The organism is Rickettsia endosymbiont of Ceutorhynchus obstrictus (assembly GCF_964026565.1).
Lineage (GTDB): Bacteria > Pseudomonadota > Alphaproteobacteria > Rickettsiales > Rickettsiaceae > Rickettsia.
Genome location: NZ_OZ032162.1, coordinates 696,307 through 714,158, shown reverse-complemented (window position 1 = coordinate 714,158; position 17,852 = coordinate 696,307). Strand labels below are relative to the sequence as shown.

Genomic DNA, 17,852 nt, shown 5'->3' with positions numbered 1-17,852 from the left:
TACCGAAAGTCAATAGAAATTTTATGCGGTGGGGTAAAAAATGAAGTATTAAGTAAAATGCTTCATTGAGATGGTGCAACCTCTAGTGAATGAATTATCACACTCTACAGAAAATAATTGCTGCTATGAATATTCTACCGCCCTTGACAACTTAAATAAATATCAAGAACATGATTTGCTAGGAAGTGATAATATGAATTTAGTAGAAGCTTACTAAGGCTTTGTTTGATTCTACACACGCTCGATATAAAATTATATAAATGCCGTCGTTTAAAATCAAATTCATAAAAATACATTTTATCCTTGCATATTATAACCAATCCTTTTAATATAGAAGGATGATAAAACGTCGCATATATAAATTTATCCAAACAGCATTATCTCGACAAGCTGCTGTAGGAATAATCGGTCCAAGGCAAGTAGGGAAAACTACCTTAGCTTTAGAAATAGCAAAAGAATTTCAAGCTTTATACTTAGACCTCGAATCACGAACTGATAGAGATAAGTTATATGATCCGGAATTATTTTTAAGAGAATATGAGAATACGCTGGTTATATTTGATGAAATTCATAGATTTCCGGAGTTATTTCAAAGCTTACGTAGCCTTATTGATCAAGGAAGGCGTAGTGGCAAACGCACAGGACGATTTTTAATTTTGGGTTCAGCATCAATTGATCTTTTAAGACAATCCAGTGAAAGCTTGGCAGGACGGATAGAATATATAAATTTGAATCCTTTAGACATATTAGAAATTCCTGAACAGCAAAGAGGGCTTACCGTTTTGTGGTTAAGAGGTGGGTTGCCTGATAGCTTTTTAGCAAATAGCGATTCTGATAGTTTTGCTTTTAGAGAAAATTTTATTCAAACTTATTTAGAAAGAGATGTCCCCCAATTTGGACCACGTATACCGGCTCACACATTAGAGCGTTTTTGGATAATGTTAGCTCACAACCAAGGTACGATGTTAAATGCATCAAGATTAGCAGCGGGGTTATCTGTTAGTGCTCCTACTATTACAAAATATATTGACCTTTTAGTGGATTTATTGCTTGTCAGAAGGTTAAGCCCTTTTCATTTAAACATTGGAAAAAGACTTGTAAAATCACCAAAGATTTATATTAGAGATAGTGGGTTAACACATGCACTATTAGGTATAGAAACTTATAATGATTTAGCCGGTCATCCGGTAGTAGGGGCTAGTTTTGAAGGATTTGCAATAGAAAACATTTTATCGGTAGTTCCCAATCGTACTAAAGCTAGTTTTTATCGGACAAGAGCAGGTGGAGAAATAGATTTGTTGTTAGAGTTACCGAATAATCATGGTCTATGGGCTATCGAAATAAAACGAGGACTAGCCGCAAGACCGACAAAGGGGTTTTATACTGCTATAGCGGATTTAAAACCTGATAAATCATTTGTAGTTTATTCGGAGGGCGATCAATATTCAATAAATAAGGAAGTTGAGGCGATAGGATTATATCGGCTTGTATCTCTTTTAGAAAAGCTTTAATATGATAATAACTCCAATGAAGTAATTGAAGTTTTGTCGGTATAAAGCTTGCAAATAGCAACACGAGAGTAAGTATCAACGAAAATTTGTTATAAAAAGTAAATACAGCTAAATTCAGAAAGCTTTAGACAAAATAAATTTAAAGACGAGCTAAGCTACCGTACAAAAGTACGTGAGTACAGGCGAATCCAGAAAATTCGCTTGTATCAAGCGATCGAGATGACGCTGTACAGTTGGTTAGAGAGGACGAAGTAATAAAGCAAGTTGAGGATATACTTAAGAGCTTAAAGATTAAAGACCCTGAAATTTTAAAGCAAACTATGGATTATTTAAAATGCGTTAACCGAGGTAAGGCACACGAGTTTAATCAAGAAGTCGGCGCATTAAAAGAAGAACATACGAAAATCCAAAATAAGCTTGATTCGTTAGTAGATTTAGTAGCAGACGGTGCTTAACTAGAGAGGAGTTTTTATGTAAGAAATCGCAATTAAAAGAGCGTCAATATGAGCTTAGCGAACTAATTAAAAGCTATGATGGCATAGATGATAAGCTTTCTAAGAAGCTTTTAGATTTTATAAATGTAACGACAAATGCATACGAAATTTTTAAAGGTTCGACAATTAACGAAAAAAGGGAATTTTTAAATTTTATATTCTCTAACCTAAGCTTGAGAGGCTAGAAGGTGCATTACCAACCGGCTTTCCCGTTCACAGAACTCGAAAAATTGGCTAACTGTCCAGACTGGCGGGGCGTTGTGGACAATTTCAGAACCGAATTAACAATGAAAATGATGATCGTGCAAATGTCCGGTACTCTTACAAATCAGCTATATTAGAAGTATATTATTTCTTATCCGAAAGTAATTTAATTAAATGCATAAAAATACTTAGAGTTTCTTCTACGTCGCGGTTCATAATATACGGAACTTTGATATAGATAAGGGCTTTTTCCTGCTTATTATTTATTATATCTTTTGTTAGAAATACATATAATTTATGGCTATAATTAGGTTCAACGCTACCATACTGAAGAGCTTTATAGGATGTGGGAAGCTCGTATTTAGGGGTAAAACACATTAATAGATGAAGTTAATGAATCTTTAAACATAAAGCTTATCTCTTCATCACCCTCAAGTTCTTGCAATGGCGTTACTCTAATTTCATCTAATTTAAAGTAAAACTTAATATCATTAAGAAGTATTGAGCGATATGCACTTGAACCTTATAATAGTAACATATATTTAAAACTCAACCTGTTTTTTCAGTATTTTTAAGGTTAATTGGGTTCTTTATCAGAATAATGATTTTTAATATGTATAAGCAAAGTTACCATACCGGTATATTCTGCTAACTTTTCGTTTACTTGTGACAACTCGGTTAAAGCCATTTCATAGTTTTTCTGTAATAAATAAGCTTCTACTGCTTTATTCTGCTCTGATATCTGTACTAAAATATCTAGTAATACGTCATCGTAATGTTTATCTGATTCTTGCATAATGTTAATATATCTTTAGTATTTAAAGTTTATCTTTTCTATACAAAAACACTTAATAATTCAACGTATTTATTGATTATTTTAGACTATTACGCTAATAAAGCTCTTAATTAATCATTTTTGAAGCCTACAGATTTTAGCAAACGTTTGCTTGGGTACATCATTTTTTTCATTACATTTAACCACTCAAACCAGCTTTTTTTATTATATCCTTCTGGGATTTGCCATTGAATAAAATAACTATCTTCCTCAGGAGTTAGGAAATCAAATTGTTTGCTTGGATATAAAGCTTTAGCAAGCCTTGGATGCCAAATCATACCTTTAATATTAATTTCAAAAACTAATAGATGATCATGCCATAAACTTTCTTTATATACTCTTTTTTCTACTCTCTCTCTCCCACTAGGATAAACATCAATAATTGATTTTTTCCTATCAATAGCATCTATAGTGTTTAAGGCATTGACCACATAAAAATCTTTATTTTCGTAAGGTTCTACTTGAGCTGATAAATTAATTAAAGTAACAGGTAAAGCTATAAAATCGTTAGGACATATTTGTAGAATTTTCTCTACTAGTCGTTTATTAAAAAGATCAGGTACTCCATCACCTCCATATAACCAATCAAAATGGATAAAATCTTCTAATTTAGCTCTTTTAAAACCTGCAATAATTTTATATGTTTTATTAGGCCCAATATTTTGAATTTGATAGAGACCTCTTCTTAAGTTTATGTCTGTTTCAACTAAATCTGGATTACATTTACTAGGATAAAAACCATGAGGATAAATTACTAAAGGCTTATTTCCTTCAAAACGTTGTAAGTATTTTTGTGCTTTTTCTATTGGTACTGACATTAATATCTTCCTATTTTATTTAAAGATTTTGTACCACCAATAAGCTTTTGCTTTTCTTTTTGAATAAATTTTAATAGGTCATTTTTGGCTTGCTCCTTAGAAATAGTATTATTTTCTAAAGCTTCAATTATATCATTGATTTCTGTAAGTATTTCCCTTATTGCTTTATCATCATGCCGCCCAATATGTTGAGTCATATCAGTAATATCACGTTTTGTTAGCTCTTCATCAGCTGGAAGGGTAATTCTGTTTTCTTTAGATTTATCGATATCTATCCCTATATCTTCAAATAATTTTTTAGCACCTGGAATTCCTTTATGGACAACATGATGATCCGCACAATTATGTATTCCAGTAATCTTACCACTTTTATCAGTAATAATCAGCTCTTTCATACGTTCTCTTACAGCCGAATCAAGATCGATGACTTGCTCCTATCTTATATTGGCTTCTAACGCCTATGAGTCATTTAAAAGTTCGACTATTGCAGAAAAACGCAATTTAGTAAATTTAACATTGTCTAACCTTTCTTTGAATGGCGAGAAGCTTGATTATAAGCTACGTTCGCCGTTTAATACCTTCGTAAATTTGTCCGAAAATGTCGAATGGTGGAGACAAAGGGAATCGAACCCTTGACCCTCTGCGTGCAAAGCAGATGCTCTACCCCTGAGCTATGTCCCCTATTATTTATTAATGAGATTTGTGAGGTGAGAAATTAAGATAAACTTTTTACTAATCCCCAAGCTAATGCTTTGCCGTTATTTCCTAAAACTAGATCGCCGGAACCTTCATATTCCGCTGCCAAAAAAGAAGTTTGAACAGATATAAGCTTTACCGGCTTAATTTTCTGACCGTTATAAAAATATTCTTTAGCTTGCTCCCTAGAAGTCGGGTTATTTTTTGAAGCGGTTTTTGCTTTTGACATACTGAATAATATTTGTTTAAACTTAAAAGATAATATAAAATCTTTTTACATATTTGTCAATAAGAAGGAGTAGTAAATTCAGAAAGATCAGCGCAAGGAAACATTGTTGCGATTGATACAAACGTTCCCGATGTCGTTCCTAGCTGCGGCGAGCCTTGTTGCATGGCTACCGGAATCGTCATTGCGAGCGACCGAAGGCGTTGTTGCATGGCTCGAATTTTTGATGTCATTCTAGCTAAAGGCTGGAATCTAAACTTTTCTTTGTCATGCTGAACAAGTTTTGCGCATCTTTTTTAGTAGATCCTGAAATAAATTCAGGATGACTTAAAAAGTATTTTCTAGATTCCCGCCTTTAGCTAGAATGACATAAAGGAGCGTGAAAATGACACCGAATCTATAATCAAATCTGTCTCGAACTTCAAGCGGACGCTCAGGCAAAGTAGTTTTCATAAATATAATATTATTTATTTACTCATTATTCCCATGGCAATATTTATATTTTTTACCCGAACCGCAAGGGCATAATTCATTACGCGATACTTTACCCCAAGTGGTCGGATCGGATTCTATTCTATCTTCCGGATCGATGCGGGAGATGACGGGTTTAAGCTCCGTTTCTACGCTACTGCCGGCATTATATTTACTAAATGCCGGGTCTTCCCTACTCTCACGCATATTTTTTTGTAGTTTCTTATGCTCAAGCGATAAATCCTCTTTCTGAATATGGCTAGTATCGATATGAAAGTGATAGACGGTTTGAACAAATAACTCTTTTAAATTATTTAACATCTGTTCAAACAGATTAAACGCCTCTCTTTTATACTCGCTAAGCGGGTCTTTTTGAGCATAAGCACGCAGGGATATACCTTGCCTTAAATGATCTAAACTATGTAAATGATCTTTCCAAACTTGATCAAGAGTAGTTAATAAAATATATTTTACTGCATTATGCATTAAATCGGTACTATATGTTTCTTCTTTTGATTTATATAATTCATTTGCCGTTTGCGTAACTATTTTTATAACGTCTTCCTCGGTTACGTCGTTTTTGCTTACTAGACTCCGGTCAAATTTTATAGCAAAAATACGATGTAATTCTAAGCTCAAATTTTCTAAATCCCAATCTTCACGATAAGAACCTGTCGGCATAAATATTAAAATTATTTTTTTGATTAATTCTTCGGTGGTCGTCCGTAAGAAACCGTAACTATCTTTAGATTTAATAATCTCGTTTCGTTGTTCATATATTATTTTACGTTGATCATTCATTACGTCATCAAAACGCAATAAATTTTTACGTATTTCATAGTTATGTCCTTCAACTTTTTGCTGAGCTTTTTCTAAGGAGCGGCTAATCATCGGGTGATGGATTGCTTCACCGTCTTTAAGCCCCAAAGTCCTTAAAATTCCTGAAATACGATCAGAGGCAAAAATCCTCATTAAATCATCTTCTAAGGAGAGAAAAAATTTAGTAGTACCGGGGTCGCCTTGTCTGCCTGATCTACCTCTTAATTGGTTATCGATTCGACGGCTTTCATGCCTTTCCGTACCGATCACAAACAACCCGCCGACATTGATAACTTGTTGTTTTTCATCGGCTATTTGCTGCTTTATTTCGGCTATTTTGCTTTCATAATTTTCAGGAGTCTCATTCTCCTTGATTAACTGCTCTATTAGCATTTCCGGATTACCTCCTAGCATAATATCGGTACCGCGACCGGCCATATTTGTAGCAATAGTTATTGCCTTAAACCGACCGGCTTGGGCAATAATAAAAGCTTCCTGTTCATGAAATTTGGCATTTAATACTTTATGGATAATTTTATGTTTATTTAACAAATTAGAAATTTCTTCCGATTTTTCTATACTGACCGTACCGACTAATACCGGCTGCCCGCGCTCGTAACACTCTTTGATAAGCTTTAAAATAGCATCGTATTTATCTTGTTTAGTCCCGTAAATTTCATCGTCAAGGTCAATTCTACTGATTTTGTTATTAGTCGGCACGGCAACCACGTCAAGATTATAAATATCTTTTAACTCTGACGCTTCAGTCATAGCCGTACCGGTCATACCCGATAATTTAGGATAATTACGGAAATAATTTTGAAAAGTAATAGAGGCAAGCGTTTGATTTTCATTTTGAATTTTTACCGATTCTTTGGCTTCTAATGCTTGATGCAGTCCTTCGGAGTAGCGACGTCCTTCCATAACGCGTCCGGTAAATTCATCAATAATCATTACTTTACCGTCACGTACTAAATAATCCACATCGATCGTAAACAAGTTGTGAGCTTTTAATGCTTGATTAACATAATGAACTAAGCTTAAATTCTCAAAATCATATAAGCCGGATTCGGGCTTTATAATATTCTCTTGAGCTAGCAAAGCTTCCGTATGAGTAATACCGTTTTCCGTTAAATTAATTGTTTTTAATTTTTCATCTTTTTCATAATCGGCGGCGTCTAGCTTACGTATTATTTTATCAATTTTACTATATAACTCCGAATTATCATCAACAGGACCTGATATAACAAGCGGAGTTCTGGCCTCATCTATTAAAATTGAATCGACTTCGTCAATAACCGCAAATTCAAAGGGACGAAGTACTTTTTCTTGCATACTATACTTCATATTATCCCTTAAATAATCAAAACCAAGCTCATTATTAGTGGCATAAGTAACATCGGCATTATAAGCTTCACGCCTTAAATTATCACTTATACCGCTAATAATACAACCGACCGATACCCCTAGAAAATTATAAATTTTCCCCATCCATTCGGAGTCACGTTTTGCTAAATAATCATTAACCGTTACGACATGTACGCCTTTCCCGCGTAAAGCATTTAAATATACCGGCAGCGTGGAAGTCAAAGTTTTACCCTCCCCCGTACGCATCTCCGTAATCATACCGCGATGCAATATCAAGCCACCGATAAGCTGAACGTCAAAATGCCGCGTACCGTGGACTCTTTTTGCCGCTTCCCGTACGACCGCAAACGCCTCATAGGCAATTTCATTTAGTGTGGCACCGTCTTTTAGCTTCTGTTTAAACTCTTCTGTTTTATTTTTAAGCTCATCGTCCGAAAGCTTTTGAATTATCGGCTCGAATGAATTAATTTTACCGACCTCCGAAAATAGTTTTTTAACGACTCGATCATTTGCCGTCCCGAAAAGTTTTTTAAATAAAGAAAACATTAAAATCCTGAATTAAATTAAATATTAGCAGCAAGAAGTATCACCTTTTATAAAAAGTAATACTTCCTAATTATTACTTTTTTACTAAAATAAGGCATTGTTATAAAATTATCAAACAATATTATAAATAGCTGTTGACGCAAGGATTTAGTTTTTATAGAATTTAACTTATATTTAACAATTATGAGCCATATCTAATGAAAAAATTATCTGTTATATTCTTATCTATCAGTATGTTATCTAGCGTAGCGTTTGCTGATGATAAAGTAATTGCTACTTATAAAGGCGGAGAAGTGAGAGAATCACAAATTATGAAGGAGCTTGCCCCACAACTTAGTATGCAACCCGAATTAAAGGACAAAACATTTGCAGATTTTGCCCCTGAACAACAAGAACAATTAATAAAAATTTTTGTTAATAATATTTTGTTAAAGCAAGAAGCAGAAAAGTCAGGTATTGAATCTTCTAAAGAATTTCAAGAAAAACTCGATAATGCTAAAAATCAACTGGCACAGCAGGAATTATTATCAAATTACGTAAAATCACATATTACCGACAAGATGATTGACGAAGAATATAATAAATATGCAGCGTCGCTTAAAGGTAAGGAAGAAATAAAAGTTGCTCATATTTTAGTTAAGACCCAAAAAGAAGCTAATGAAATTAAAACTAAATTAAGCAAAGGACAGAATTTTGCTAAATTAGCGCAAACTTACTCTACAGACACTTCTACAAAAGCAAACGGTGGAGATATCGGATATATTATTTTAAATCAACAAGGACAGCTAGTACCGGAATTTGAGAAAAAAGCATTTGCTCTAAAAGTAAATGAAGTTTCGGCACCTATAAAAACCGATTTCGGCTGGCATGTTATTACCGTGCTTGAAAAAAGACCGGTACGCGTACCGACTATAGAAGAAGCTAAAACAATGATAAACAACAAGCTAGCGGGCGATGTATTAAAGCAATATATAGCTGAATTGGAAAGCAAGGCCGATGTAAAAATAATGTTGCCTAAAAAAGCAGAAGCAACAGACGCTGATAGTAAAAAATAAATAATATTTTTATCTTTTACTTTAGTATAATGTTCTTTCAGCAACAGCTTATTAGTGTTGATTTAAGCGGTAATATCTCTAAGCTCGTCATTGCGAAGAGATGTTATCGCGTGGATGGTAAAAAGTGTCTAAAACTGTCACCCCGTGGCTTGCTAACTAGGTCCGGAAAAAATTAAAAAGCCTGACTGGATGCCGTGGTCAAGCCGGTGTTGTTGCATGGATGGTTAAAAACGCTCTCGGTGTCATTCCTAGCTAAAGGCGGGAATCCAGCCTTGCTTATGTCATGCTGAACTTGTTTCAGCATCTATTAAAAGATATCCTGAAATAAATTCAGGATGACTTAAAAGTGTTTTTTCTAGATTCCCGCCTTTAGCTAGAATGACATCGAAAATTCGAGCCATGCAACAATGCCCCTGCTTATACTTAACTACAGTTAGCAGCTTTTTTGTAGTTAAAAAATTATTTTGATTCTAAATTAATATTGTATCTTGTTCCCTTAAGTACTCCAATTTTAGTAAATGCTTGCATTTCTACTAATTCCTGAAGATCCCTTGTAGCAGTAGCTTTAGAAGTTTTAGTAATATTTATGTAATTTTCAGCACTTAAGCCCCCCTTAAAGCCTTCTACTCCCTCTTCAAAAATTCTTTTAATTACTTTTTCTTGCCTTATATTTAATATCTTTTTAAATCTATCATAAAATTTTGTTTTGTTTATTAAAAACTCAATATTACGCAAAGTATAATCCTGAGCCTTAACTATTATTTCAACAAAATATAATATCCAATCAGTAATCTCAAGGCTCTTGTTATTGCGCTCTAAAGCGTTATAATATAATTTTTTTTCTTGATTTATTACATGTGATAAAGCTATTAATATCGGTTGTCCTATATTTTGACATAACATTTTTATAGTAATAATTCTACCTATTCTTCCGTTACCGTCTTCAAATGGATGTATAGATTCAAAATAAAGATGAGCTATAGCAGCTTTAGTAAGAGGAAGGATATAATCTGTATTATCATTATACCATTTTATGAACTTATCCATTTCTTTCTGAACAATATTAGATGGAGGAGCTTCAAAATGAATGTTAGGTTCATGATACTTACCTGAAATTACTTGTATAGCTTCTTCATGAATACGATATTTTCCTATAGAACCCAAATCTCTTCTACCGTTAGTTAGCATTGCATGCCAACTAAACAAATAATTATGGCTTAACGGCCTCGCATATGAATAATACATATTAGCTAGCATTTCCGATATACCGGTTTCGGCAGGGGTTGCTTTTCTATTATCTATTGCTACATTAAAATAGCGTTTTATAGAAGATTGTACACTATCTCTGTTTAGGTATTCTCCCTCAATTTCAGAAGTATTTAATGCTTCATTACTTGCAAGCATAACAATTAAATTATTTTGATCGGATTCTGAAAGATATTTAGTTGATCCTAAAAGAATACCGCTATTGTTAATAAAACGTTTCTCTAATTCAAATATAAGTTTTTGATCATATTTAAAGTTAGGCCAATCCTTATGTTGCCAATTCCATATCATGAGTTATAAATGCTTAAGTTATAACTCATATAATAACATAATTATGAGTTATATACATTTTTTTTACTTTTATGATTTTTTATACAGCTAAATGTGTTCTTTAGTTAAGAGGCGTTGTTGCATGGCTACCGGAATCGTCATTGCGAGCGACCAAAGGGAGCGCGGCAATCTAGAAAATAATAATTTTCATAACATTTTTTGCTATTTTTTTGCTATTTTTTCCTGGGTTGCCACGTCGGGACTACGTCCCTCCTTGCAATGACGGGGTAAGATCGAGCCATGCAACAAGGTCAAAGCCGCCTCGCAATGACGTTTAACGTTCCATGCAACAATACCTCCTTGCAACGGCGGCGTTAATCTCAAAACTTAACTAACCCCAACTATAGATAAGAATTATCCATAGTTCGCGTTAACTACATATATTTATCTAAAACATCGGACATAATTTTCCGAGCGATAGGAGCTGCTGCTCTGCTGCCACCGCCTCCGTGGTCGACAAAAATAGTAACCGAATATTTGGGGTTATGATACGGGGCAAATCCTATAAATAGACCGTGGTTACGTCGTTCCCAAGCGATAGATTCACGGCTTAAATCATCTTTTGCACTTGCTTTTGCTTGTACTTGCGAAGTACCGGTTTTACCGGCTAATTGACGATTTTCGCCTAATATTCTATTATAGTAAGCAGTGCCACCGGTTATATTCACTGTATTATATAACCCTTCTTGTATTATTTTAATATTTTGGGGATCAATATCAATTTGTTGAAATTTGGGTTGAAACTCGGAATCATTCTTAACTATCTGCGGGGTATATAATTTACCGCCGGCTATAGCCGTGATAAATCTTGCTAATTGAATAGGCGTAACGGTGGTAAAGCCCTGCCCTATTGCTAAATTAAAAGTATCACCGATTGTCCACGGAGCTTTTAATTTTTGTTTTTTCCATTCTTTGGAAGGAATAAATCCTGAACTTTCCGAGGTTAAATCAATACCGGTTTTTGAACCGAAGCCGAATTTTCTAGCAGTTTCTAATATCTTATCACCCCCTATTATCCTTGATAATTCATACATATAAATATTACAAGAATGTTTTATAGCCCCAAGCATATCTAAAGTACCGTGACCGTGATGGTTCCAACATCTAAAACTATTAGTACCTAGCACCGACGCGCCGTTACAGAAAAAAGTTTTATCAGGTTTTATGCCTGATTCTAAAGCAGCTAATACGGTAATTATCTTAAAGACGGAACCGGGAGGATAACAATTTTGTACCGTTTTGTTGATTAACGGCTTATAAGGATCGTTAGTTAAGCTACTCCAATAATCATCCGATAATTTACTAAAATTATTTGATTCAAATACGGGAGAAGCAGCAAGAATTAATATATTACCGTTTGTAGTATCCATAACTATTGCCGAACAACCTTGTTGATTTAGGTATGGTTGTATCTGTTTTTGCAGCTTAGCATCAATATTTAAATGGATATCTATCCCTGATTTACTAGCTACGTTAGTAATCTCCCTTACCTGTTTACCAAAGGCATTAACCTCGACTTTTTTATAACCGAATTCACCGCGTAATTTGTGTTCGTAATATTTTTCAACTCCGGATTTACCGATATTAAAATCACTTAAATTATAAATATTTAATTCTTGCTCTTTTTTCTCTTGTTCATTCACACGACCGGTATAGCCGATTAAATGACAAGTAACTTCTGAGAACGGATAAAATCTTGAATATCCTATATCAATAAACATTGAGGTTAATTTTTGTTTTTGCTCTTCAATTAAAGATACTTGTTGCCAATCAAGCTGGTCGAGTATCATTAAAGGTGTATGCCTACCGGATTTTTTGATTTTTTGCTTAATATAACTTTGTTTTTCTAACGACAAATTCAAAATTTGGCTTATCAAAGCTAATTCATCTAAATACTTAACGTTGCTATTTCTATCTATTAATAACTGAAAACATGCTTGATTTGTTGCTAGGATATTACCTTCCAAATCATAAATTCGTCCTCTTGCCGGAGGAATAACCACAAAATTAATACGATTTTTATCGGATAACGTTTTATATTCTTCACTTTTAATGAGCTGCAAATAAAACATACGCACCCCTAAAAACGATAAAAGCCCTAGCTTGCCTATGCCGATTAAAAAGGCTCGACGCGATACTAATTGATCATGTAATATTTTTTTGTTTAGCATTTTTTTTGAAATAATCTAATGGATAGTCAAGTAAAAGACGAATTAAATTATATGAAAATATAGTCGTTAAATATTGAAATAATATTGTAATATAACCGTCCGAGTGAAAATTCTTTATAGATATCAATAAATATCTAAGATTTAATATAATAAAGCAATAGGTACAAAAAATAATAAAATTTGTGAGATAATTTTTAGCAAGAAAAAACCGTGAGGCTAATTTAAAAAATAAATGAGCTAATAAAAAAACTAAAGAATTTGTCCCCAAAGGCATTGAATATAGCGGATCAAGCAGCATGCCGGCTAAAAATATCATCCACAAGCTTAAATTATAAAAAGAAGTAAAATAATAAATAAGGATTATTTCACAAGCAGGAAAAATAGCGCTTTCCATATTAATTTTAAAGTTCGTTACCGGAAATAATAGTATAAAAAAGCATATTAAAATAAATAATAGCTTTAATACTATTTGCGCTACTTCTTTAAATATTTCCGGAGCTGCCTTCGAGGATATTTTGAACATTATAATAATCCAAGTTCCAAAGCTACCGAGGAAATAAGCGGCATCAATAGATTATATTTTCGTATAAAATCTAAAACCAATTTTACCGCTTCTCTTCCTTCTACTAGCCCTTTATATTCTTGTAAAAATTTCTTTTTATCCTCTTGAATTCCGAGTTCATAGCCAAATCTTGCGTTACGTGATATTTTGGAATAACAGGTAAGAATCAAATCTCCAAGAATACAAGGCTCAAACAAAATATTCGGATCGCTTTGCATGCCCCCAAGAGCTTTTGATAAAATTTTTATTTCTTTTAAAGCATCCGTAATAAGCAAAGCCCTAGCGTTTTCTCCCTGTCCGCTTGCTTCATACAAACCGCTTTTAATGGCAATGATGTTTTTTACGGCTCCGGCTATTTGTAGTGTTATAATGTCATCACTACTAGTGGTAACAAAAAATTCCGAGGCTAAACTGATTGCCAGCTTATCGGCTAAATCCTTATCAGAACTTGCAATAGTTACCCCGGTTAATAACCCATTTGCTATTTCTTTAGCTAAATTCGGTCCGGCAATAAAAGCTATCGGGTTATCAGGCAATATAGATTTCACTCTAGCCGATAATAGCTCGGTAGGGTTATTTGCAAAGCCTTTTGTTGCAATTAATAAAATACCGGTCGGTGAAATACCGGAAGTTTTTAATAGCTTTATTGCACTATCAAAAGCTATAGAGGGTGTAGCAATAATAATTACTTCAAAATCCTTGACGGTAGTTAAATCCGTAGTAGCTATTATATTATTCGGCAATATAATTTCGTCTAAATATTTACTATTAGTTTTCTTTATTGAAATTTCATTAGCAATTTCACTATCACGCAAGAATAAGGTAGCATTATTACAGCATCTAGCAACTTGGCAAGCAAGTGCCGTACCGAAACTACCGCCTCCATAAACTGCAATGTTTTTGAACATAAAAGGAATTACAGTTTTGCGGCGTCTAAATGAATAAGCATATTAATATATGTCTGGTAAGGGATACCTTTCTTAGAAGCCTTAAATTTCATTGCTTCAATATCATGTTCGGCAACCCTAATGGTAATTGATTTTTTTCTAACAACATGTTCCTTAGCGGCTTGCATTATCATTTCACGCTCTTTTGCATCATTACGTATTTCCATCTTTTCATAATTATCTTCAATGTCTTGTTCGTAAGCGTCTAATTTATATTTCATATAAATACCTGTTTTAATGTATAATATATTACATTATGTAAGTACTTTGTCAATACATTTAAACCGGATTAGACTAGCCCTTGGATAACCTAATCTAACAGTTTAATAGTTTATTCTTGCATTTAATAATAAAATAAGTTGAATAATATTTTTCCTTATTATAATATAATATATATGTTATATAAATTAAAGTAAGGTAATTATGAAAAATTACTATTCTACACTTACTAGTAAAGGGCAATTAACTATTCCTACCTTTATAAGAGAAAAGTTAGATTTATCTTCAGGTGTTAAAGTTGAATTCATTATTCAAGATAATTATATAATACTTATACCTATTAATAATTCAGTAAGGAAATTACAAGGTATCCTACCAAAACCTCAAAATATTATTAATTGTGAAGAAATGGATGAAGTTATTAGAGGCCGGTATGATAGGTATTGATACTAACGTTTTGGTTAGATATTTAACTCAAGATGATGAAAAGCAAGCAACTATTGTAAATAAAGTAATAAGTCAATATGAAAATCAAGCACAATCAATATTTATTAATAATATAGTAATATGTGAACTTATTTGGGTTTTGGAACGAGGCTACAAATATTCTAAAAAAGAAATAACTGATGCAGTAAGAGCTATATTATCAACTACAGAATTCGTATTTGAACAACCTGAGACATTGTGGCTCTCTCTCAATGATTACGAAAAATATAATGCTGATTTTTCAGATATTTTACTGGGTAAAATTAATAAGGTGTATGGATGTATTTCTACTATAACTTTTGATAATAAAGCAGTAACATTAAAAGAATTTAGTGAACCTAAGAATTATAATACCCTATGATTTTTTACTCTATGTCATTCCCGTGAAAACGGGGCGTTGTTGCGTGGATAAGAAATTGCCATAAAAAGGGTGTCATTCTAGCTAAAGGCGGGAATCTAGAAAGTTAATAGTCATCCTGAATTTATTTCAGGATCTACTACAAATAGATGCTGAAACAAGTTCAGCATGACAAAGAAAAGCCTGGATTCCAGCTTTCGCGGGAATGACATCGAACACGCTTTAACCTATCATATAATAATCCCAACTGACAAATTAACTTATATCACACAACATATGATCCCCTTCTATTCCAATTAACCTAGCTTTAATAATTTGTCCTACTTCCACGGGACTCGCAAGCTTTACCGGAATAAAATTTTCCGTGTGGGCTAGTTGATTATTTTCTATCAATAATTCTACTTTTTGCCCGATATGCCTTTTATAAAATTCATGCAATTGTTTTTGCCCTTCTTGGCGTAAAATTTCGGCTCTTTCTTTTCTAACTGACTTTAGCACTTGCGGCATTTTAGCGGCCGGCGTTCCCTCTCGCTCTGAATAAGGAAACACATGCAAATATTGCAAACCGGCTTCCTCGATTAATGCCCTACTATTCTCAAACATCTCTGAAGTTTCTGTAGGAAAGCCGGCTATAATATCGGCACCGAAAGATACCTCCGGTCTAATAGCCCGTAACTTACGGCAAAAATCAATAACATTTTGACGATTATGGCGACGCTTCATTCGCTTTAATATCATATCATCACCGGCTTGCAAACTAATATGAAAATGCGGCATTATTTTTGGCGAATATGCTATAAGATTAAAAAGTTCGTCATCAATTTCCGCCACATCAATCGAGGATAACCTAAGCCTGGTGAGTTCCGGTATTAACCCAAGCACGCGCTTAATCATTTGTGCAAATGTCGGCGACCCAGGAAGATCGGGACCGTAAGCGGTAACGTCCACGCCGGTAAAAACAACTTCTTTAAAGCCGTTCCGTACTAAATGTTTGACCTGATTTGCTATAGCACCGATAGGGGTGGACCTACTATTACCTCTACCGTAAGGTATTATACAAAAAGTACAACGATGATTACAGCCGTTTTGTACTTGAATAAATGCCCTTGACTTGCCGTCAAAACTGCTTACTAAGTGATTCGCCGTTTCTTTAACCGACATTATATCGTTAACCGCGATTTTTTCGTCCGTCAATCGGTAATGCTCGGCAAAAAGTTTTTCCTCATTACCGATAACTTTATCGACTTCCGGCATATCGGCAAATATTTTAGGCTTATTTTGAGCCGAGCAACCGGTGACGATAATTTTTAAATCAGGATTGTTTTTTTTTGCTTTACGGATAGCTTGCCTTGCTTGCTTTTCGGCTTCACTAGTCACTGCACAGGTATTAAACACCGTTACATTCTCAAGACCCGATAATACTAGATTTTTCCTAATTACTTCACTTTCATAGATATTTAACCGACAGCCAAACGTCACTACTTCTTGTGAGTTAGTCATAATAAAACTCTCCGCTAGCAACTAAGCTAGCAGGACCCGTCATTATTATATGCCCCTTCTGCTCGGACATAATAAGGCTACCTAGTTTAAATACTACTTCACTTGGAGAGTGCATAAAGCCCAGTTTTAAACTTGCCGCAAAACTTGCACAAGCACCGCTACCGCAGGCAAGCGTCAGCCCTGCCCCTCTCTCCCAAACCGATAAGTAAATTTTATTATCCTTAACTTCGGCAAAATTAACATTTACGCCGTCCTTAAATAATTCTTTATCTTGTAATTTCTCACTAATTATATTTTGATCTTGAGGCTCAACTTTACTAAAAATAACCAAATGCGGATTACCGATATCAACACAAATAGTTTCTTTTAAATCAATCATATAACGCTCAGCAACCGCCCAAATCTTTTCACGCTCAGGCATCCAAGATTCATTGAAGCTAACTACTCCTACATTAACGCTAATTTGATCGTTATTATCAACACTACATAATAGTTTTTTATCAACTATTGTTATAGTGATATTCTTTTCGCCCGATTTAAGATATAATAACTTAGCAAGACATCTTGAAGCATTACCGCATAATTTAGCACTAGAGCCGTCTATATTGTAAATGACCATTTCATAATAATCGAGATGTTTATCATAAATAATAAACTGATCACAGCCGATCCCTAGACGGTGATCGGCTATATCTTTAGCGAGCCGTACTAAGTTACATTGCTTCGGCAAATCATTTGCATCAACGATAACAAAATCATTCCCCAATCCATGCATTTTTACAAACTTAATTTTCTTTATCATTTTATGGATTCTAATATTTTGAATTCATTATTATAGCAAATTTCTTTGAATTATACTATATTGTTTGTTGTAGTGTCAAAAATATAAAAAGTTCGATGTCATTCTAGCTTAAAGGCGGGGCGTTGTTGCGTGGATAATAATTTACTGTATTATGGTTATTATAAGTAC

General features: G+C 33.9%; 22 protein-coding genes and 1 tRNA gene. 7 read left to right on the top strand and 16 right to left on the bottom strand.

Annotation, left to right across the window (positions count from 1 at the left end):
- Nucleotides 1-70: 70 nt before the first annotated feature.
- The 3 genes from AAGD64_RS04045 to AAGD64_RS04035 all read left to right on the top strand — a co-directional run bounded on the left by AAGD64_RS04045 (nucleotide 71) and on the right by AAGD64_RS04035 (nucleotide 1,966).
- A complete protein-coding gene (locus tag AAGD64_RS04045) occupies nucleotides 71-217 on the top strand; it encodes a hypothetical protein (RefSeq protein WP_341793953.1) in 147 nt (48 codons plus the stop codon).
- A 121-nt stretch (nucleotides 218-338) separates the two neighbouring features.
- Nucleotides 339-1,511 (top strand): ATP-binding protein, encoded by a 1,173-nt coding sequence (locus tag AAGD64_RS04040; RefSeq protein WP_341793952.1) that lies wholly within the window; start codon nucleotides 339-341, stop codon nucleotides 1,509-1,511.
- A 233-nt stretch (nucleotides 1,512-1,744) separates the two neighbouring features.
- Complete coding sequence (locus AAGD64_RS04035; protein WP_341793951.1) at nucleotides 1,745-1,966, top strand: hypothetical protein; 222 nt, start codon at nucleotides 1,745-1,747, stop codon at nucleotides 1,964-1,966.
- An 820-nt stretch (nucleotides 1,967-2,786) separates the two neighbouring features.
- Here the strand turns inward: AAGD64_RS04035 and AAGD64_RS04030 are convergent.
- The 8 genes from AAGD64_RS04030 to secA form a co-directional block, all read right to left on the bottom strand.
- The gene (locus AAGD64_RS04030; RefSeq protein ID WP_341793950.1) at nucleotides 2,787-3,005 is read right to left on the bottom strand and encodes a hypothetical protein; all 219 of its coding nucleotides are present in this window, start codon (nucleotides 3,003-3,005) and stop codon (nucleotides 2,787-2,789) included.
- A gap of 110 nt (nucleotides 3,006-3,115) precedes the next feature.
- Nucleotides 3,116-3,862, bottom strand: a complete 747-nt coding sequence (locus tag AAGD64_RS04025) for a hypothetical protein (protein ID WP_341793949.1) — start codon at nucleotides 3,860-3,862, stop codon at nucleotides 3,116-3,118.
- Nucleotides 3,862-4,257, bottom strand: a complete 396-nt coding sequence (locus AAGD64_RS04020) for an AHH domain-containing protein (RefSeq protein ID WP_341793948.1) — start codon at nucleotides 4,255-4,257, stop codon at nucleotides 3,862-3,864. Before AAGD64_RS04020 ends, AAGD64_RS04025 begins: the two co-directional genes overlap by 1 nt.
- A 211-nt stretch (nucleotides 4,258-4,468) precedes the next feature.
- Nucleotides 4,469-4,543 (bottom strand) — tRNA-Ala (locus AAGD64_RS04015).
- 34 nt (nucleotides 4,544-4,577) lie between these two features.
- A complete protein-coding gene (locus AAGD64_RS04010; protein WP_253307853.1) occupies nucleotides 4,578-4,787 on the bottom strand; it encodes a hypothetical protein in 210 nt (69 codons plus the stop codon).
- 56 nt (nucleotides 4,788-4,843) lie between these two features.
- Entirely contained in the window at nucleotides 4,844-5,017 is a 174-nt protein-coding gene (locus AAGD64_RS04005; RefSeq protein ID WP_341793947.1) for a hypothetical protein, read from the bottom strand.
- A 94-nt stretch (nucleotides 5,018-5,111) separates the two neighbouring features.
- Entirely contained in the window at nucleotides 5,112-5,237 is a 126-nt protein-coding gene (locus AAGD64_RS04000) for a hypothetical protein (protein ID WP_341793946.1), read from the bottom strand.
- Nucleotides 5,238-5,255: 18 nt separating this feature from the next.
- Complete coding sequence (gene secA / locus AAGD64_RS03995; protein ID WP_341793945.1) at nucleotides 5,256-7,988, bottom strand: preprotein translocase subunit SecA; 2,733 nt, start codon at nucleotides 7,986-7,988, stop codon at nucleotides 5,256-5,258.
- Between the two features lie 197 nt (nucleotides 7,989-8,185).
- Here secA and AAGD64_RS03990 point away from each other — a divergent pair, with 197 nt between their 5' ends.
- Nucleotides 8,186-9,043: a peptidylprolyl isomerase gene (locus tag AAGD64_RS03990; protein ID WP_253307856.1), complete on the top strand. Its 858-nt coding sequence runs from the start codon at nucleotides 8,186-8,188 to the stop codon at nucleotides 9,041-9,043.
- A gap of 172 nt (nucleotides 9,044-9,215) precedes the next feature.
- Here AAGD64_RS03990 and AAGD64_RS03985 read toward each other — a convergent pair whose 3' ends face one another.
- Together AAGD64_RS03985 and AAGD64_RS03980 are read right to left on the bottom strand one after the other, a co-directional pair.
- Complete coding sequence (locus tag AAGD64_RS03985) at nucleotides 9,216-9,347, bottom strand: hypothetical protein (RefSeq protein WP_341793944.1); 132 nt, start codon at nucleotides 9,345-9,347, stop codon at nucleotides 9,216-9,218.
- Between the two features lie 155 nt (nucleotides 9,348-9,502).
- Nucleotides 9,503-10,600 carry a Fic family protein gene (locus tag AAGD64_RS03980; protein ID WP_341793943.1) on the bottom strand — a complete coding sequence of 366 codons (1,098 nt, stop codon included), beginning with the start codon at nucleotides 10,598-10,600 and terminating at the stop codon, nucleotides 9,503-9,505.
- Nucleotides 10,601-10,721: 121 nt separating this feature from the next.
- On the opposite strand from AAGD64_RS03980, the gene AAGD64_RS03975 reads away from it, so the two are divergent.
- The gene (locus AAGD64_RS03975; RefSeq protein WP_341793942.1) at nucleotides 10,722-10,862 is read left to right on the top strand and encodes a hypothetical protein; all 141 of its coding nucleotides are present in this window, start codon (nucleotides 10,722-10,724) and stop codon (nucleotides 10,860-10,862) included.
- A gap of 151 nt (nucleotides 10,863-11,013) precedes the next feature.
- Here AAGD64_RS03975 and mrdA read toward each other — a convergent pair whose 3' ends face one another.
- The 4 genes from mrdA to AAGD64_RS03955 are packed head-to-tail and all read right to left on the bottom strand — an operon-like array spanning nucleotide 11,014 to nucleotide 14,540.
- Nucleotides 11,014-12,810: a penicillin-binding protein 2 gene (mrdA, locus tag AAGD64_RS03970; RefSeq protein ID WP_341793941.1), complete on the bottom strand. Its 1,797-nt coding sequence runs from the start codon at nucleotides 12,808-12,810 to the stop codon at nucleotides 11,014-11,016.
- Entirely contained in the window at nucleotides 12,785-13,333 is a 549-nt protein-coding gene (locus AAGD64_RS03965; protein WP_253307859.1) for a hypothetical protein, read from the bottom strand. Before AAGD64_RS03965 ends, mrdA begins: the two co-directional genes overlap by 26 nt.
- Nucleotides 13,333-14,280, bottom strand: a complete 948-nt coding sequence (locus AAGD64_RS03960; RefSeq protein ID WP_341793940.1) for an NAD(P)H-dependent glycerol-3-phosphate dehydrogenase — start codon at nucleotides 14,278-14,280, stop codon at nucleotides 13,333-13,335. Before AAGD64_RS03960 ends, AAGD64_RS03965 begins: the two co-directional genes overlap by 1 nt.
- An 8-nt stretch (nucleotides 14,281-14,288) precedes the next feature.
- Nucleotides 14,289-14,540 carry a CopG family antitoxin gene (locus AAGD64_RS03955; protein ID WP_341793939.1) on the bottom strand — a complete coding sequence of 84 codons (252 nt, stop codon included), beginning with the start codon at nucleotides 14,538-14,540 and terminating at the stop codon, nucleotides 14,289-14,291.
- Between the two features lie 202 nt (nucleotides 14,541-14,742).
- On the opposite strand from AAGD64_RS03955, the gene AAGD64_RS03950 reads away from it, so the two are divergent.
- Nucleotides 14,743-14,985 carry an AbrB/MazE/SpoVT family DNA-binding domain-containing protein gene (locus AAGD64_RS03950; protein ID WP_253307862.1) on the top strand — a complete coding sequence of 81 codons (243 nt, stop codon included), beginning with the start codon at nucleotides 14,743-14,745 and terminating at the stop codon, nucleotides 14,983-14,985.
- A complete protein-coding gene (locus AAGD64_RS03945) occupies nucleotides 14,972-15,385 on the top strand; it encodes a type II toxin-antitoxin system VapC family toxin (RefSeq protein ID WP_341793938.1) in 414 nt (137 codons plus the stop codon). The genes AAGD64_RS03950 and AAGD64_RS03945 overlap by 14 nt, the downstream gene beginning before the upstream one ends.
- Before the next feature lie 252 nt (nucleotides 15,386-15,637).
- Here the strand turns inward: AAGD64_RS03945 and mtaB are convergent, their stop codons facing one another.
- Nucleotides 15,638-16,882 carry a tRNA (N(6)-L-threonylcarbamoyladenosine(37)-C(2))-methylthiotransferase MtaB gene (gene mtaB / locus AAGD64_RS03940; protein WP_341793937.1) on the bottom strand — a complete coding sequence of 415 codons (1,245 nt, stop codon included), beginning with the start codon at nucleotides 16,880-16,882 and terminating at the stop codon, nucleotides 15,638-15,640.
- On the bottom strand, nucleotides 16,875-17,684 hold the full coding sequence (gene dapF / locus AAGD64_RS03935) for a diaminopimelate epimerase (RefSeq protein ID WP_341793936.1): 810 nt from the start codon (nucleotides 17,682-17,684) through the stop codon (nucleotides 16,875-16,877). Before dapF ends, mtaB begins: the two co-directional genes overlap by 8 nt.
- Between the last annotated feature and the right edge of the window lie 168 nt (nucleotides 17,685-17,852).

Excerpts from the sequence above, each read along its gene's own strand:
- AAGD64_RS04010 (WP_253307853.1), bottom strand. The coding sequence starts at position 4,787 with ATGTCAAAAGCAAAAACCGCTTCAAAAAATAACCCGACTTCTAGGGAG.
- AAGD64_RS03975 (WP_341793942.1), top strand. The coding sequence starts at position 10,722 with ATGGCTACCGGAATCGTCATTGCGAGCGACCAAAGGGAGCGCGGCAAT.
- AAGD64_RS03985 (WP_341793944.1), bottom strand. The coding sequence starts at position 9,347 with ATGCTGAAACAAGTTCAGCATGACATAAGCAAGGCTGGATTCCCGCCT.
- AAGD64_RS03945 (WP_341793938.1), top strand. The coding sequence starts at position 14,972 with ATGATAGGTATTGATACTAACGTTTTGGTTAGATATTTAACTCAAGAT.
- AAGD64_RS03955 (WP_341793939.1), bottom strand. The coding sequence starts at position 14,540 with ATGAAATATAAATTAGACGCTTACGAACAAGACATTGAAGATAATTAT.
- dapF (WP_341793936.1), bottom strand. The coding sequence starts at position 17,684 with ATGATAAAGAAAATTAAGTTTGTAAAAATGCATGGATTGGGGAATGAT.
- AAGD64_RS03950 (WP_253307862.1), top strand. The coding sequence starts at position 14,743 with ATGAAAAATTACTATTCTACACTTACTAGTAAAGGGCAATTAACTATT.
- AAGD64_RS03960 (WP_341793940.1), bottom strand. The coding sequence starts at position 14,280 with ATGTTCAAAAACATTGCAGTTTATGGAGGCGGTAGTTTCGGTACGGCA.
- AAGD64_RS04005 (WP_341793947.1), bottom strand. The coding sequence starts at position 5,017 with ATGACATCAAAAATTCGAGCCATGCAACAACGCCTTCGGTCGCTCGCA.
- AAGD64_RS03965 (WP_253307859.1), bottom strand. The coding sequence starts at position 13,333 with ATGTTCAAAATATCCTCGAAGGCAGCTCCGGAAATATTTAAAGAAGTA.
- AAGD64_RS04025 (WP_341793949.1), bottom strand. The coding sequence starts at position 3,862 with ATGTCAGTACCAATAGAAAAAGCACAAAAATACTTACAACGTTTTGAA.
- AAGD64_RS04000 (WP_341793946.1), bottom strand. The coding sequence starts at position 5,237 with ATGAAAACTACTTTGCCTGAGCGTCCGCTTGAAGTTCGAGACAGATTT.
- AAGD64_RS04030 (WP_341793950.1), bottom strand. The coding sequence starts at position 3,005 with ATGCAAGAATCAGATAAACATTACGATGACGTATTACTAGATATTTTA.
- AAGD64_RS03990 (WP_253307856.1), top strand. The coding sequence starts at position 8,186 with ATGAAAAAATTATCTGTTATATTCTTATCTATCAGTATGTTATCTAGC.
- AAGD64_RS03980 (WP_341793943.1), bottom strand. The coding sequence starts at position 10,600 with ATGATATGGAATTGGCAACATAAGGATTGGCCTAACTTTAAATATGAT.
- AAGD64_RS04040 (WP_341793952.1), top strand. The coding sequence starts at position 339 with ATGATAAAACGTCGCATATATAAATTTATCCAAACAGCATTATCTCGA.
- mtaB (WP_341793937.1), bottom strand. The coding sequence starts at position 16,882 with ATGACTAACTCACAAGAAGTAGTGACGTTTGGCTGTCGGTTAAATATC.
- secA (WP_341793945.1), bottom strand. The coding sequence starts at position 7,988 with ATGTTTTCTTTATTTAAAAAACTTTTCGGGACGGCAAATGATCGAGTC.
- mrdA (WP_341793941.1), bottom strand. The coding sequence starts at position 12,810 with ATGCTAAACAAAAAAATATTACATGATCAATTAGTATCGCGTCGAGCC.
- AAGD64_RS04045 (WP_341793953.1), top strand. The coding sequence starts at position 71 with ATGGTGCAACCTCTAGTGAATGAATTATCACACTCTACAGAAAATAAT.
- AAGD64_RS04020 (WP_341793948.1), bottom strand. The coding sequence starts at position 4,257 with ATGAAAGAGCTGATTATTACTGATAAAAGTGGTAAGATTACTGGAATA.